This is a genomic window from uncultured Fibrella sp. (assembly GCF_964250085.1).
Lineage (GTDB): Bacteria > Bacteroidota > Bacteroidia > Cytophagales > Spirosomataceae > Fibrella.
Window position 1 is genome coordinate 180,857 of the sequence record NZ_CAXUEC010000004.1, and the last position, 14,030, is coordinate 194,886.

Genomic DNA, 14,030 nt, shown 5'->3' on the forward strand with positions numbered 1-14,030 from the left:
GTCCCAGTTCACGGTTCCAATAGGGTCTGGGGTGGCGATGATGCAACCTGGACGTCGGTCAGGACTAGATGAGCTTCTGGACACCGAAGGGGCTTTGAGGCCTGTCGAGCGCTACCATGTCGATGCTTCGTTGAGGTGTGGAAACGAAAGAAGCCCCAAATCGCAATGACTTAGGGCTTCTTTACTGTATTGCTCCCGAAGCTGGGCTCGAACCAGCGACCCTCTGATTAACAGTCAGATGCTCTAACCGGCTGAGCTATTCGGGAATGTGCCGGACGACCTACCGTTGTGGTGAAATCGTGGTGCAAAAGTAGGCCGCTGAACGGTTCTGCGCAAGTGATTGACGGAAAAATTCGTCTTTTTTAGTCATTGCCCGTCATTAGGTAGTCATCAGGCTCCCGCAACATAATGACTATCAATGACTACGGATGACCATCAATAACTCGTTTTTTTTACCGCGTCCCGTAGTTAGTCGGTCCGCCGAAGGCGTCGGGGCGGTGATTGGGTACGCTTTCCAGGATCAACTCCTTTACCCGACGCGCATCACCCTTGGTGAAGTTGTTGAGTACGATCTCGGGCCGCGCACGGGGAATGACCCGGATCGTAGCGAAGAAGAGACCGTTGTCGATCTCTACGCCCGATATGTCGGAGTAAAAGATGAAGTTGTCGGTGCCGCCAATAAGCTTCTTCACCCGGAAGGTGACGCCCTTGTCGTTAAACTCGATCACGTCCTGCCGGATTGGATCTTTGAAGCTGCTGCTTGTAAATCGTTCGTTCATTGCTTTTATGTGTATTGTTTGCTGTTTACCGGCTTCTGCTGCGCCCCTACGGCACCATACGTACCCGAGCGAAGCAACAGAAGCCGGTAAACAGCAACCAGTACACTATTTTTTCACGTGTACTACTTTCTTTGTCTCGAAAAATTCGCCCTGAAAATAATCAGAGAGGTTGTAAATCTTGTACTTATCGGGAATTTCGGCCAGTTCTTCGGTCAAATCACCGCCTTTCAGGTAGAGAACCCCGTTCGGCAGGTCGTTGTTACCGCGCTTCGTGATTTTGTATCGCATCCAGCTCATAAACGGCTGTAGCCGCGTGACGGCCCGGCTCACCACAAAGTCGTAGCTCTGCCCGATCGATTCGGCACGTACCTGCTCGGCCCGCACATTGGTGAGTCCCAACGCCTCGGCTACTCCGTTAACCACGGTGATCTTCTTCCCGATGCTGTCGACCAGGTGGAATTGAGCTAACGGAAACAGGATCGCCAGCGGAATACCGGGGAAACCGCCGCCCGTGCCCACGTCAAGGATCTCGGTGCCGGGTTTGAACTGAATCACTTTGGCGATGCCCAGCGAATGCAGTACGTGCTTTTCATACAGGGCGTCGATGTCCTGCCGGGATATAACGTTGATTTTCGCGTTCCAGTCGCGATACAGCCCGTCGAGCGCCGCAAACTGCGCTTTCTGCCCGTCGGTGAGGTTGGGGAAGTAAGTGAGAATGTCGTTCAAGTTTGTTTTTGGTTTGTTGTGTGTGATTTGTGGTTGCGCTGCCGATCACGGGTTCGCCCTTTAGCAGCACAACCACAGACCACAGATTACAAACCACAAACCGGAATTACCACCCCGTTTGCTTGCGGCGCCAGATTAGAGCCATGCGTGCGGTAGACAGGCAGTAATAGATGGCCAGCGTCAGGTCGGTGGCGGGGATCGCGTACCAGCGAACCATTTGCCCGAACCGGTGACTGATGCGGCCGATCAGTCCCCAAAATAAGCCAAAACGAAGCAGAAAAAGGCCAGTGGCGATCAGTAACAGTGGTTGTAGCAGGGCAGCGTTCTGCTGGGTCAGGGCGAGCCAGACAACGTACCCGGCCACGATCAGCCCCAACAGCCAGGTGAGTACGTGGGTGGCGGTGATCAGGCCCAGGCGGAGCTTGTCGCCCGTTTTGTAGCGTTTGCCCACGTTCAGATGCCGTTGCTTCTGCCGTCGCCAGGCCTGCCATGTTTCTTTGGGTGTCGAGGTCGTAAACGTGTCGGGGTGCAGGCTAACGGCTACATTCCGGGCGGTGGCGGCCTCATTTACGAACAGGTCGTCGTCGCCGCCCCACACGCGCATGTGGCTGTAAAAGCCCTTGTGCCGAAAGAACAACTCGCGCCGATACAGCAAATTGCGGCCAACGCCCATGTACGGACGACCCGCAACAGCCATCGACACGTATTGCACCGCCGTAAACAGCGTTTCAGACCGGATCAGGAAGTTCAGTAAACCGGGCTTGCGGTCATAAGGCGAGATACCCAGCACAATCTCGGTCGACGCATTCTGGAGGGGCGCGACCATGCCGGCCAGCCATTGGTCGGAGGCGGGTCGGCAGTCGGCGTCGGTGAGCAACACGGTTGGGTACGTTGCTTTTTTCATCGCAATCGTCAGCGCGTATTTCTTGGGCGTTACGTGAGCCGCCTCCACGTCGACGCGGATGTAGCGCAGGTTAGGCAACAGCGGCACCAGTTCTTCCAAAAGTACGTCGGAGAGGTCGGTCGAGCGGTCGTCCATGACCAGCACTTCGAAGAGCGGATAATCCTGCGCCGTGAGCATCGGAAGCAGTTCGAGCAGGTTGTCGTGCTCGTTGTTGGCGCACACCACGATGGTTACGCCCTGTGCGTTGGGCGGTGCACCAACCGGCGCCGATACGGGTCGGAACGCCGTTCGGGCAAACAGAAAAAGGAGGCAAAGCACCTGAATCGCCAGAACGCCGAGCCATCCCGCCAGTAAACTAGTAATCACCAGAACGGTAGCAGTTTAATCAAATGAGGAAGCAGACTAATCAAGGCCGCAAAGATAGAGACAAACGGCGGCATCGTACCTTTGTGGTTTCAGCACAATGCTTTCTGTTTACCACTTACTGTTTTCTGTTTACAGTTGCGCTGCTAACTAGCCTCGAGGTATTTATGACAGCGCAACTGTAAACAGAAAACAGCAAACGGTAAACTCTAACCAATGACGTTTACAATTCAACACAACGATCCGGCTTCGCAGGCTCGCACAGGTACGTTAACCACCGATCACGGTACGATTCAGACGCCCATTTTCATGCCCGTCGGAACGGCGGGAACAGTAAAGGCGGTGCATCAGCGCGAACTTGAAACAGACATCAATGCCGATATTATTCTGGGTAATACCTACCACCTCTACCTGCGCCCCGGCCTCGACGTGATCCAGCATGCGGGTGGTTTACATGGCTTCAACGGCTGGAAACGGCCCATCCTGACCGATTCAGGCGGATATCAGGTGTATTCATTGTCAAACACGCGGAAGATCAAAGAGGAAGGCGTTACGTTTAAATCGCATATCGACGGGTCGAAGCACACGTTTACGCCGGAGGGAGTGATGGATATTCAGCGCACGATCGGGGCCGACATTATGATGGCTTTCGATGAGTGTACCCCCTACCCCTGCGACTACGCCTACGCCAAACAGTCGATGGACATGACCCACCGCTGGCTCGACCGCTGCATCCGGCGTTTCGACGAAACCGAAGGGCATTATGGCTACAATCAGTATCTGTTTCCCATTGTGCAGGGAAGTACGTACCCAGACCTGCGGCGCGAGTCGGCGGCGATCATTGCGGGTAAGGAACGTGCCGGTAATGCCATTGGCGGGCTGGCCGTGGGCGAACCCGCCGAGGAGATGTACAAAACCATCGACCTGGTCAACGAGATTCTGCCCCGCCACAAACCGCGCTACCTGATGGGCGTGGGTACGCCCGCCAACATCCTGGAAGCCATTGCCCTGGGCGTAGACATGTTCGACTGCGTGATGCCCACCCGCAACGGTCGCCACGGGTTGCTGTTCACCACGGAGGGCATCATGAACATGAAAAACGAAAAGTGGAGCCGCGATTTCAGCCCCATCGACGCGGGGCTGGGTGGCTATGCCAGTACCTTCTACACTAAGGCGTACGTGCGTCACCTCTACAAAGCGGATGAGCTATTGGCCGGGCAGATCGGCTCGCTCCAGAACCTGACGTTCTACCTCTGGCTGGTCCGGCAAGCCCGCGCCCATATCGAAGCAGGCGACTTCGTATCGTGGAAAAACGAGATGGTCAAGCGGCTGATGGTGAGGCTGTAAACCCCACCCCTGGCCCCTCCCCGTTAGGGAGGGGAACCGCATCAGCGAATTCCGAGCATGTTCCCCTCCCTAACGGGGAGGGGTTAGGAGTGGGGTTGCCCTAAAACGGATATCCGATGCCGAAGACGACATTCACCGGGTTGGTGCCGGAAAAGGCATTTTTAAACGAAAACTTGTTCAGGATAAACCGTTCGTCGACGAGTTGGCCGGTGGCCGCGTCGACGTACCTGCGCGAGGGATCATAGGCTTTGACGGCGAAATCGAAGCGGAGCACAAAGAACGAGAAGTCGAGGCGCAGGCCCAAGCCGGTGCCAACGGCGAGCTGTTCATAGAACGTACCTGGCCGGAATACCGCGTTGGGGTTGTTGCCCGGATCGCGCAGGAGCCACACATTCCCCGCATCTACGAAAACGGCTCCGTTTACGTCGGCAACGAACTTAAACAGCCGCGCCCGCAATTCGGCCGAGCCTTCGATCAGTACATCGCCCGGCTGCTCGAACCGGTAATCGAACTGACCACTTTTATCATCGGCAAAAACGGGCGCCGTCGTACCATCGGCCAGCACCGTCGAACGAGGGTACGACGCTCCTAGCCCCAATCGCCGCGGCAACCAGGCCCGCACGCTGTTGGACCCACCTGCAAAGAAGCGTTTTTCGTAGGGCGCGGTCTGGTTTTCGCCGTAGCCAAACACCAGCCCGGCGTTGGCCCGGAAAGCAAGCAGCGCACGCGGCGCAATAGGTAGGTAATGCCGGTAGTCGATGTTGGTACGCAGGTACTTGTAGAACTGAAGTCCCGTACTCTGCGTCAGCGATTCGACCGCCGATGTTTTCAGGAAATTCAGCGTCGTTCCACCCGATTCGGCCGTGGCGCGGAAGAAATTAGCCCGTTTGTTCTGGCCTAGTATGTTGGTATTATAGGTGTAGCCAAAGCTGACGCTGGAGAAAAAAGCGTTGCGAAAACTGTTCCGAATGGTACTTCCCTGCGCCGCCAGATCTTCGAGCGACTTCTCGAATTGCTGCCCGACGCTGGTATTCTGAATGGCCGCCTGTAGGTAGTTGACGTCGGCAATGCTGAGGTTGAACTGCTGAGCCTGGGTACGTTGCCACAGGTACGTCATGGTAGCCCGCAGGTTCCGCCGGGTGTAGTCGGGGCGGCTGGTAATGGTGTAGCCCACCGATAACTGGGTACGTGGGTTGAGCGTATTGAACAGAAAACGCGCTTTGCCGGGAAACAGAATCTGCGGAAACAGCAGCGACGTTGTCAGGCCGAATTCCTGCGAGTAGAGGACCGAATCGGCCGCAAACCCCAGTTGCGCTTCAAGGCCAAACCGGGCCGATATTTCAAACGTTTCCAGCCCGCCAAACAGGTTACGCACCCGCAACGACGCATTGGCATACGGACCCGGAAAACCCTGCCCGTAGTACAGGACGGTGGCACCTAACTCAGTGGTAATATCGTACTTATCGAGCGGCGTGGCGGTAATGACGGTGCGCAGCCGACGGCCAGTGGTGTCGGTGAAGTTGACATTGGCAAACCGGAACTGATTCAGCAGGAATAGTTGCCGTTGCGTGTCCGAATAGTCGCGCAGGCGGTAGAGCGAACCGGGACGCAGGGCAATTTTGGTGTCGAGCAGCCGGGTCGAGTACATGCCCTGTTCCAGGAAATACTGAATGCCGTTACGCCTCACCGTATCGGTAGCCAGTTTAGGATCTCTGGCAAGGGTCATCTGCACATCGCCGACATAATAAACGGGGTGGCTGTTCTTACCGGGCGGGTTCAGGATTGTCATGGTCAGTTCAACGGGCCAGCTCAAGGAGTCACCCGGCGCGGCCCCGGCGAAATCTCTGCCCGATGGTTTGATGTACTGCCGCGAGAACCCGTAGTAACCGCTATTCCGCAGCAATTCCTCGATGCGTACAGCCTCGGCCAACACCTGCGCCTCGTCGAGACGATCGCCGACTTTAATCAGGGCGGAGCCAAGGGAGTAGCCAACCAGCGAGTCGATTCGTTTGTCTGGAATCTGGTAAGAGATTGCCCGGATCACATCAGGTACGCCTTCAGATACAGCGTAGTTTACCCGTACTCGTTTGTCGGCCAGTGTATCGACCGTATAGGTTGCCTTTGCGCGGTAAAACCCTTTTTTTCGCAGAAAAAGCTGCATTTTTGTCGTATTCGCTTCGGCATCAGCTTTTGTGTAGTAAACTGGAGCTTCGCCAAAATTGCGCATCCACCAATTGCCTTTCTCAATGTATTTCTGCGTTTTGCGGGCATCATGGTTAAACTGGCGATTCAGTTTTTTCAGGGCTTTGGGATCATTGCCTACCACCTGACTTTCCTGCTCGAAACGGGCTGTTCGAGCCTCAAGTACCTGCCGGGCCGAATCTGGATTGTAATTTCCTGACGTACCCAGGTAAATCCACAGACCGGGCGTGAAGGGCAGTTGGAGCAGCCGTTTATTGGGCCGTTGGGGAATCAAGGCTTCCAGTTCTTCGGTTTCGATGATCTGGTTACCTTTCACCGACTGCGAGTAGAGCAGGTATTGATTCTCGGACCGTTTTGCGGGCGCACAGGCGGTGAAGAACAAAATGACTACTGCATAGGGAATAACCAACCCGCCAATGCGGAATAAGGAATAGCGAGTTGGTGACCCGCTCGCAGGCTCTTGCAAAACCAGTATACCGAATCGGCGAACCGATTTAAGTTTATTCATCCTTTTATGATCTCAAAATCTGTCGCGCAGTTCGTCCGGTCGTTGCATCAGAAAAAATACCGTCAACAGGAGCGCTGTTTTCTGGTCGAGGGCGCCAAGAGTGTCCAGGAAGTGCTGGCATCAACGTTTGCTGTCGATTTTTTACTGACAACCGAAGCATTCTACAAAGAAAACACCGCGCTCGCCGACCGCCAACGTTGCCGGATTGAACCCGCTACTGCCGACGAATTGACCCGCCTGGGTACGCTCGAAAGCAATAACGCCGCCCTTGCCGTTGTGCGTATGCGTGCAAATGTACCGCTTTTGCGCGCGACGAACGCTTGGGTATTGGTTCTTGATGATATTCGCGACCCCGGCAACCTGGGCACGATTCTCCGCATTGCCGACTGGTACGGTATCGACACCATTCTCTGCTCAGACACCACCGCCGACGTGTATAACCCAAAGGTCATTTCGTCCAGTAAAGGCTCCTTTACGCGGGTAAACTGGTGGTACGGCGACCTTACCGACGTGCTCAACAAGGCCAATGCGCCCATATACGGTGCCTTTCTGGTTGGCGACGACGTGCATCAGAGCGCGTTCAATCCATCGGGCGGATACCTTGTGATGGGCAACGAAGCCAATGGTATTGGCCCGGCAGTGACGCCATTTGTTACGCAACGGATTACCATTCCCCGCTACGGCGACGCCGAGTCGCTGAACGTGGGCATTGCCACCGCCGTCATTCTGGACAACCTCCGCCGCGTGCAGGGCTAGGTACGTTGCTTTGGCGTTGTGACGTTAGTTACGCCTGATTGCTTCGCACGTCAGCAATCAGACGTAACTAACGTCACAACGACTCTGGATCGGGAAAAACCATAGTAAAGTCGCGGACAGCGATGGCCACCAGCCGCGTTCCCTGCCGGATGTCGGGGAAGTAACTGCCGTTGATCTGCAAATCGTGTAGCGAGGCCAGTTGGCCGGTGCCACTGGCAGAGGGTGCTGTCAGCAACATATCGTCGCCCCGGCATTGCATGACCTGAAAGGCTGGTAGCAATTTCGTACTAACGGGAAACGACAAACCACCTGTACTAACACGCACCGAGAAAAAACCGATACCATCTTTACCAATCAGGTACGTCGTCGAACCATCTTCCTGCTTAGTAATCGTAAAATCGGCTCGTTCTTTTGGAATACCCCAGTTCGCAATGCCGTTATCGACGCTCACCTGCGTCGAGACATAAATCTTCGAGATCGAAAACGTGGTTCGCCCTTTCAGTTTGAAAAGGCCAGGGATGAACAGCAACTCACAATAAGGCCCCACATTCGACGACGCGTAATCGACGAGCATGACCGTTCCGACCCAGCCACGATAACCCGCCTGCTGGTACTCATCCAGAAAGCCATGTTGCCGCACGAATTTCTCAGGGAAGTGTGCAATCAGAACAAGGCCGTTGCCCGTCAGTGTCCAGGGAGGTAATGCTATCATACTGCAAATAAGGGATTTTGTAGGTACGTTGCTGACGCATGTAGGGGCGCAAATTTTGCCGCACTGGCGGACCAGCCTCTACGCCGATTCAAACAAAAAAAGCCCCACCAGAATCTGGCGGGGCTTCCAAAAAAAGTTTACAGCTTATACAGCGGCTTCTTCTTCTGTGATGGTGATCGACTGAATTTTATCACCTTGTTTGATCTGGTCAACCAGATCGATACCGTCGGTCACTTTTCCAAATACCGTATGGTTGCGGTCGAGGTGAGCGGTATTCTGCCGATTGTGGCAAATAAAGAACTGCGAACCACCGGTGTTGCGGCCACGGTGTGCCATGCTCAGCACACCGCGATCGTGGTATTGATTGTCGCCGTTCAGTTCGCATGGAATGCTGTAGCCGGGGCCACCCGAACCCGTACCGGTTGGGTCGCCGCCCTGAATCATAAAGTTGGGGATCACCCGGTGGAAGACAACGCCATCATAAAAACCAGACTTAGCCAGTTTCACAAAGTTGGCAACCGTACCCGGTGCATCTTTTTCGAAAAATTCGATCGTCATCGTGCCACGATCGGTATTCATTAGAGCTTTCATTGGAAAATAAGGTTTGTGGTTTGTAGTGTATGGTTTGTGGTTGCGCTGCTAAGTCACGACACGCAAGTAAGCAGCGCAACCACAAACCATACACTACAAACCACAAACCCGTTTTAGTTATGCAACTTGTTTATACAATTCGTCCCGCTGCTGTTTCACGCGCGGGTCGGCAATGAATTCGTCGTAGGTCATCAGCTTGTCGAGCATACCGGTTGGCGACAGTTCGATCACGCGGGTAGCGATGGTTTGTACAAACTGGTGGTCATGGGATGAGAACAGCACCGGGCCTTTGAACTCGATCAGTCCGCGGTTTTCTGCTTCGATCGATTCCAGGTCCAGGTGGTTGGTTGGCTCGTCGAGCATCAGGGCGTTGGCCCCCGAGAGCATCATCCGCGAGAGCATACACCGTACCTTCTCGCCCCCCGACAGCACCGACGCTTTTTTCAGCGATTCTTCACCCGAGAAGAGCATCCGCCCCAGGAAGCCCCGAATAAACGACTCGTCTTTTTCGACCGAATACTGCCGCAGCCAGTCAACCAGGTTCAGGTCATCGGCGGCCTGAAAAAACGCGTCGCGGCCGGTATCGTTCGGGAAATAGGCGTTGGTGATTGTCACCCCCCATTTGAACGTACCTGTATCCGCCTGCTTCGTACCCGACAGTACATCGAGCAGCGCCGTAACGGCCAGGCTATCGCGGCTATACAGGAACACCTTATCGTTGCGGTTCATCGAGAACGACACGTTGCTGAACAGCTTCTGGCCGTCTTCACCGGTGTATGACAGGTTCTCGACTGTCAGAATCTGGTCACCGGGTTCGCGCTCCGGCTTGAAGTGAATGTATGGATATTTCCGCGACGAATAGGCAATATCGTCGATAGTGAGTTTTTCCAGCAGTTTCTGGCGGCTCGTTGCCTGCTTCGACTTCGAGGCGTTGGCCGAAAAGCGACGGATAAACTCTTCCAGTTCCTTCCGCTTGTCTTCGGTCTTCTTATTCTGATCCTGCTTCTGACGCAGGGCCAACTGGCTCGATTCGTACCAGAACGTGTAGTTACCGGCATACTGCTTCACTTTCGAAAAGTCAATATCAACGATGTGCGTACACACCTGATCGAGGAAGTGACGGTCATGGGAAACCACAATCACCGTATTTTTGAAATTGGCCAGGAAGCCTTCGAGCCAAATAGCCGATTCAACGTCAAGGTTGTTGGTCGGTTCGTCGAGCAGCAGGATATCCGGGTCGCCGAAAAGGGCTTGGGCGAGCAGCACACGCACTTTCTCCGAGGCGTTCAGGTCGGCCATCTGCGTGTAGTGCAGGTCTTCGGTAATACCCAGTCCCGACAGCAGCGAGGCGGCATCCGATTCGGCATCCCAGCCGTTCATTTCGGCAAACTCCGATTCCAGCACCCCGGCGCGTTCGCCATCGGCGTCGGTGAATTCGGTTTTGGCGTAAAGCTCGTCTTTCTCCTGCATGATCTCATACAGGCGTTTGTTGCCCATAATCACCGTTTGCAGGACCGGAAACTCATCGAAGGCAAACTGATTCTGGTTCAACACCGACATCCGTTCGCCAGGCCCCATGGTCACCTGCCCGGTCTGTGGCTCAATCTCGCCCGACAGGATTTTCAGAAACGTTGATTTGCCGGCTCCGTTGGCCCCGATAACGCCGTAGCAGTTACCGGGTATAAATTTTATGTTAACGTCGTCAAAGAGTACCCGCTTGCCGTAGCGCAGCGAGACGTTCGATACTGATATCATTCGCGTTCGTTGTGGCTGAAATTCGGCCGCAAAGGTACGAAATTCCAGCGGGATTAGCAGGGGTCAGTGTGGTTGTACCACGGACTTTAGTCCGTTTAATGTAGCAAAACGGACTAAAGTCCGTGGTACGTTTATTCCGTTTCCAGCACAGGTACGTGGTTGAGGTCGAGTTCGCCTTCCCACTTGGCTACTACGGTAGTAGCTACGGCGTTACCCATTACGGAGGTAGCCGAACGGCCCATGTCGAGGAAGGGGTCGATGCCCAGGATCAAGGCCAGCCCTTCGACGGGGAGGTTGAATTGAGCGAGTGTGCCGGCAATAACGACGAGCGAAGCGCGGGGTACACCGGCAATGCCTTTTGAGGTGATCATCAGCGTTAAGAGCATGAAAATCTGCTGCTGTAACGTCAGCGGAATACCGTAGGCCTGCGCAATGAAGCCCGTGGCGAACGTCATGTACATCATCGACCCGTCGAGGTTGAACGAGTAGCCGAGCGGCAGCACAAAGCCAATGATTCGGTTCGAGATGCCGAAGTTCTCCAGCACCTTGATCTGTTGCGGCAGCGAGGCTTCTGACGAGGCCGTACTGAACGACAGTAGCAGCGGCGCTTTCATGGCCTGCAATAACCGGAAGAACGGAATCTTCGACACGGTACAGATAGCAAAGAGCACCACGAAGATGAAGAACAGTAACCCACCGTAGAAACAAAGCAACAGATAAGCATACGACGCCAGAATGCTCAGGCCTTTCGACGCAACAACGGCCGTCATGGCGCCCAATACGGCAAACGGAGCCAGTTGCATCACGTACCCAACCATTTTAAAGACTAGCTCGCTCAGCGCATCCAACGCCTTGGTGATCGACTTGCCTTTATCGCCGATAGCACCCAGCGCCACCCCAAAGAATAGGGAGAAGACTACGATTTGAAGGATTTCATTTTCGGCCAACGCCCGGAAGGCTGAATCGGGGAAGATGTGAAGAATAAAATCTTCCAGCGAATTTAATTTCTTACCCTCTACGCCAATGGACGTACCTGCGGCGGGACGCGGCCAGCTCTGGATGCTGCCCGGCTTGGTGATATTGACAACAACCAGCCCAATGATAAGCGAGAGAATAGTGGCGAAATAGAAATAGCCCAGCGTTTTAATCCCGATTCGGCCAACTACCTTAAAATCACCGAGTTTGGCAATACCGACAACCAGCGTAGAAAACACCAGCGGCCCGATGATCATCTTGATCAGTTTCAGAAACACCTTGCTGATTACCTGAAACTTCTGGCCAATGGCCTCGGCGGTGGCCACATCATAATAGCTGTGTAAGATCTGACCGATCAGAACGCCCAGCACAAAGCCAATGACGATTTTAGACGTAATGTTTAGTTTCATGAGAAGAGGGTAAAAATCGACGGGATTGCGGTAGGTACGTTGTTGTGACTCTCGCTATTGGCTTACGCCTAGTCGAAGGGCCAGGCGTAAGCCAATAGCTGAGGCAATTAATTTCTAAAAATGATTCTTCCCGGCCAGAATACAAAATGGTTATTCTAACGCCTGATATACAGCGACCCTGAATTTGCGGACGAAATCGCCGTAGTAGGCGTAGGGTTGCACATTGGTAAAGACCAGCATAACCAGGTTTTCGGTGGGGTCAACGGTGTACTCCGAGCAGTACATGCCGCCCCACGTGAACGACCCCGGCGTGGCCTGATCGCCGTAATGACCATTAGCAGTAATCAATTGAAAACCAAGCCCGTATTTATCCTGTCGATCCCAGACGTTGGCCTCGCCGATCTGGTTCCGCAGCATCATATCGACGGTTTTCCGGCCTAGAATTCGCTTTCCATTGAAGGTGCCGCCGTTGAGAAACAACTGGCACAGTTTGGCGTAATCCTCTACGGTACCCACCAGACCTGCGCCACCCGAAAAGTATGTTTTTGCCCCCGAAACGGCGAAAGTCCGGTACGTATCATTGGTGTTTACGGTGATTGGGCCATCGGCATTTTTCGTGTACAATTCCACCAATCGTCCAGCCTGGCCGGGTGGCAGGTAGAAATGGGTATCGTTCATACCCAGCGGATCGAGTACACGTTTGCGCATGGCCACATCGAGTGGTTCACCGGAAAGGATTTCGACCAGCCGCCCGATAATGTCGGTGTTCAGGCCGTAGGTGAAGCTCTCGCCGGGGTCTTTTAGCAGCGGGCGTTTGGCGAGTTTATTCACTACGTCTTCCAGTTTATCGGGTTCTTTTGAGCCAAAGAACGGAATTTTAAACTCCGGCCGCTGATCGAGCGGGTGCTCATAGGGAATGCCCGCGTTGTGCGACAGCAATTGCCGGATCGTGATTTCCGACTTGGCCGGGCGCGTTTCATAGGCTCCTTTTACGGGGTCGTTCTTCTCGTAGCTGACCAGCACAACCGGGTTTTTGAACGCCGGAATGTACTTCGAGATTGGCTCGTCGAGCATGAATTTTCCTTCCTCGAACAAGGTCATCAGGGTAGTGGTGGTAATGGCTTTCGACTGCGACGCAATCCGGTAGATATCGGTCGTTCGGGCGGGCGTTTTTTTCTCCAGATTACTGTAGCCGTAGGCTTTGTGCAGCACCACTTCGCCATTTCGAACCACCATCGCCACCGCGTTGGGGGCTATACCCTGATCAACAAAACCTTGCAATAGCGCGTCGACCCGCTTTAACCGGTCTGGTGAAAAACCCTGTTTTGCCGGATTTGCACTGATGGTAAACTGATTCGGTACCGACGAAGGCGAAGCTGGCCGCTGGGCGAGCACTGCCGTAGAAAGCAGGCAGAGGTAAAGAAGTTTTTTCATTTCGTAAAATCCCAAACCACCACTTCCCAAGTTTCGTTGGCATCGGGTTCATGGAAAGCGTGAATGGATTTAAATCCTACCCGTTGGTGTGCCCGCAGCGAACGCGTATTCCGGGCCGAAATATCGGTGATAAACAGGCGGTATTGATGCTGATACAGTGCTTTATGATAGGCATACAGTTTATCGAAGATGCCCTGACCACGATACCGGGCATCGACGCAAACCTGCCCTACCACGTAATAGGCATACTCAGACAGTAGTTTTCCTTCGTAGGTCAGCGTATCGAAGAGACTGAACAGGGTGGCCAGTTCAGGTACGTCGGCCCTCACACTGGGCACGGTAGTGATGGCATAGGCAACCACTTCGTCGCCGTCTTTGGCAATGACGGTGGGGGCAGCATCGTGCATCCGCTTCATTTGCTCGAACGAGTAGACGAGCGTGACAAACCCCTGCTCCTGTTGCTGTTCGGGCGTTAGGTTACGTACCTGATTGCGCTGTTGCAGCGCGAGTAACCCGCGCAGGTCATCGTCGGTTTTGGTAGTGGTAATCGTTACGGGCATAGCGTGAA

Annotated in this window: 12 protein-coding genes and 1 tRNA gene; 2 read left to right on the plus strand and 11 right to left on the minus strand. The window is 54.2% G+C overall.

From position 1 onward, the window contains the following. Positions 1 to 192 precede the first annotated feature (192 nt). The 4 genes from ACFE8Q_RS14365 to ACFE8Q_RS14380 all read right to left on the minus strand — a co-directional run bounded on the left by ACFE8Q_RS14365 (position 193) and on the right by ACFE8Q_RS14380 (position 2,775). A tRNA-Asn gene (locus tag ACFE8Q_RS14365) sits at positions 193 to 266 on the minus strand. Positions 267 to 452: 186 nt separating this feature from the next. Further along, the gene (locus ACFE8Q_RS14370) at positions 453 to 779 is read right to left on the minus strand and encodes a hypothetical protein (protein WP_375446104.1); all 327 of its coding nucleotides are present in this window, start codon (positions 777 to 779) and stop codon (positions 453 to 455) included. Between the two features lie 105 nt (positions 780 to 884). Beyond that, positions 885 to 1,505 (minus strand): 16S rRNA (guanine(527)-N(7))-methyltransferase RsmG, encoded by a 621-nt coding sequence (gene rsmG / locus ACFE8Q_RS14375; RefSeq protein ID WP_375446105.1) that lies wholly within the window; start codon positions 1,503 to 1,505, stop codon positions 885 to 887. A gap of 106 nt (positions 1,506 to 1,611) precedes the next feature. Further along, positions 1,612 to 2,775 (minus strand): glycosyltransferase, encoded by a 1,164-nt coding sequence (locus tag ACFE8Q_RS14380; protein WP_375446106.1) that lies wholly within the window; start codon positions 2,773 to 2,775, stop codon positions 1,612 to 1,614. A gap of 213 nt (positions 2,776 to 2,988) precedes the next feature. On the opposite strand from ACFE8Q_RS14380, the gene tgt reads away from it, so the two are divergent. Beyond that, positions 2,989 to 4,119 (plus strand): tRNA guanosine(34) transglycosylase Tgt, encoded by a 1,131-nt coding sequence (tgt, locus tag ACFE8Q_RS14385; protein WP_375446107.1) that lies wholly within the window; start codon positions 2,989 to 2,991, stop codon positions 4,117 to 4,119. A gap of 100 nt (positions 4,120 to 4,219) precedes the next feature. Here the strand turns inward: tgt and ACFE8Q_RS14390 are convergent, their stop codons facing one another. Next, a complete protein-coding gene (locus tag ACFE8Q_RS14390) occupies positions 4,220 to 6,829 on the minus strand; it encodes a BamA/TamA family outer membrane protein (protein ID WP_375446108.1) in 2,610 nt (869 codons plus the stop codon). Positions 6,830 to 6,835: 6 nt separating this feature from the next. Here ACFE8Q_RS14390 and ACFE8Q_RS14395 point away from each other — a divergent pair, with 6 nt between their 5' ends. Continuing rightward, a complete protein-coding gene (locus ACFE8Q_RS14395) occupies positions 6,836 to 7,585 on the plus strand; it encodes a TrmH family RNA methyltransferase (protein ID WP_375446109.1) in 750 nt (249 codons plus the stop codon). A 73-nt stretch (positions 7,586 to 7,658) separates the two neighbouring features. Here ACFE8Q_RS14395 and ACFE8Q_RS14400 read toward each other — a convergent pair whose 3' ends face one another. The 6 genes from ACFE8Q_RS14400 to ACFE8Q_RS14425 all read right to left on the minus strand — a co-directional run bounded on the left by ACFE8Q_RS14400 (position 7,659) and on the right by ACFE8Q_RS14425 (position 14,022). Continuing rightward, positions 7,659 to 8,297: a hypothetical protein gene (locus ACFE8Q_RS14400; protein ID WP_375446110.1), complete on the minus strand. Its 639-nt coding sequence runs from the start codon at positions 8,295 to 8,297 to the stop codon at positions 7,659 to 7,661. 144 nt (positions 8,298 to 8,441) lie between these two features. Continuing rightward, on the minus strand, positions 8,442 to 8,888 hold the full coding sequence (locus tag ACFE8Q_RS14405) for a peptidylprolyl isomerase (RefSeq protein ID WP_375446111.1): 447 nt from the start codon (positions 8,886 to 8,888) through the stop codon (positions 8,442 to 8,444). 117 nt (positions 8,889 to 9,005) lie between these two features. After that, positions 9,006 to 10,643: an ABC-F family ATP-binding cassette domain-containing protein gene (locus ACFE8Q_RS14410; RefSeq protein ID WP_375446112.1), complete on the minus strand. Its 1,638-nt coding sequence runs from the start codon at positions 10,641 to 10,643 to the stop codon at positions 9,006 to 9,008. Between the two features lie 131 nt (positions 10,644 to 10,774). Continuing rightward, positions 10,775 to 12,028, minus strand: coding sequence for a dicarboxylate/amino acid:cation symporter (locus tag ACFE8Q_RS14415; RefSeq protein ID WP_375446113.1), 1,254 nt, complete (start codon positions 12,026 to 12,028; stop codon positions 10,775 to 10,777). A 150-nt stretch (positions 12,029 to 12,178) separates the two neighbouring features. Beyond that, a complete protein-coding gene (locus ACFE8Q_RS14420) occupies positions 12,179 to 13,462 on the minus strand; it encodes a serine hydrolase domain-containing protein (RefSeq protein WP_375446114.1) in 1,284 nt (427 codons plus the stop codon). Continuing rightward, positions 13,459 to 14,022: a GNAT family N-acetyltransferase gene (locus ACFE8Q_RS14425; protein WP_375446115.1), complete on the minus strand. Its 564-nt coding sequence runs from the start codon at positions 14,020 to 14,022 to the stop codon at positions 13,459 to 13,461. The genes ACFE8Q_RS14420 and ACFE8Q_RS14425 overlap by 4 nt, the downstream gene beginning before the upstream one ends. Between the last annotated feature and the right edge of the window lie 8 nt (positions 14,023 to 14,030).

Bases quoted from the DNA above. Each gene is read 5' to 3' on its own strand.
- ACFE8Q_RS14405 (WP_375446111.1), bottom strand. From the start codon at position 8,888: ATGAAAGCTCTAATGAATACCGATCGTGGCACGATGACGATCGAATTT.
- ACFE8Q_RS14420 (WP_375446114.1), bottom strand. From the start codon at position 13,462: ATGAAAAAACTTCTTTACCTCTGCCTGCTTTCTACGGCAGTGCTCGCC.
- ACFE8Q_RS14400 (WP_375446110.1), bottom strand. From the start codon at position 8,297: ATGATAGCATTACCTCCCTGGACACTGACGGGCAACGGCCTTGTTCTG.
- ACFE8Q_RS14370 (WP_375446104.1), bottom strand. From the start codon at position 779: ATGAACGAACGATTTACAAGCAGCAGCTTCAAAGATCCAATCCGGCAG.
- ACFE8Q_RS14390 (WP_375446108.1), bottom strand. From the start codon at position 6,829: ATGAATAAACTTAAATCGGTTCGCCGATTCGGTATACTGGTTTTGCAA.
- ACFE8Q_RS14410 (WP_375446112.1), bottom strand. From the start codon at position 10,643: ATGATATCAGTATCGAACGTCTCGCTGCGCTACGGCAAGCGGGTACTC.
- ACFE8Q_RS14415 (WP_375446113.1), bottom strand. From the start codon at position 12,028: ATGAAACTAAACATTACGTCTAAAATCGTCATTGGCTTTGTGCTGGGC.
- tgt (WP_375446107.1), top strand. From the start codon at position 2,989: ATGACGTTTACAATTCAACACAACGATCCGGCTTCGCAGGCTCGCACA.
- ACFE8Q_RS14395 (WP_375446109.1), top strand. From the start codon at position 6,836: ATGATCTCAAAATCTGTCGCGCAGTTCGTCCGGTCGTTGCATCAGAAA.
- ACFE8Q_RS14425 (WP_375446115.1), bottom strand. From the start codon at position 14,022: ATGCCCGTAACGATTACCACTACCAAAACCGACGATGACCTGCGCGGG.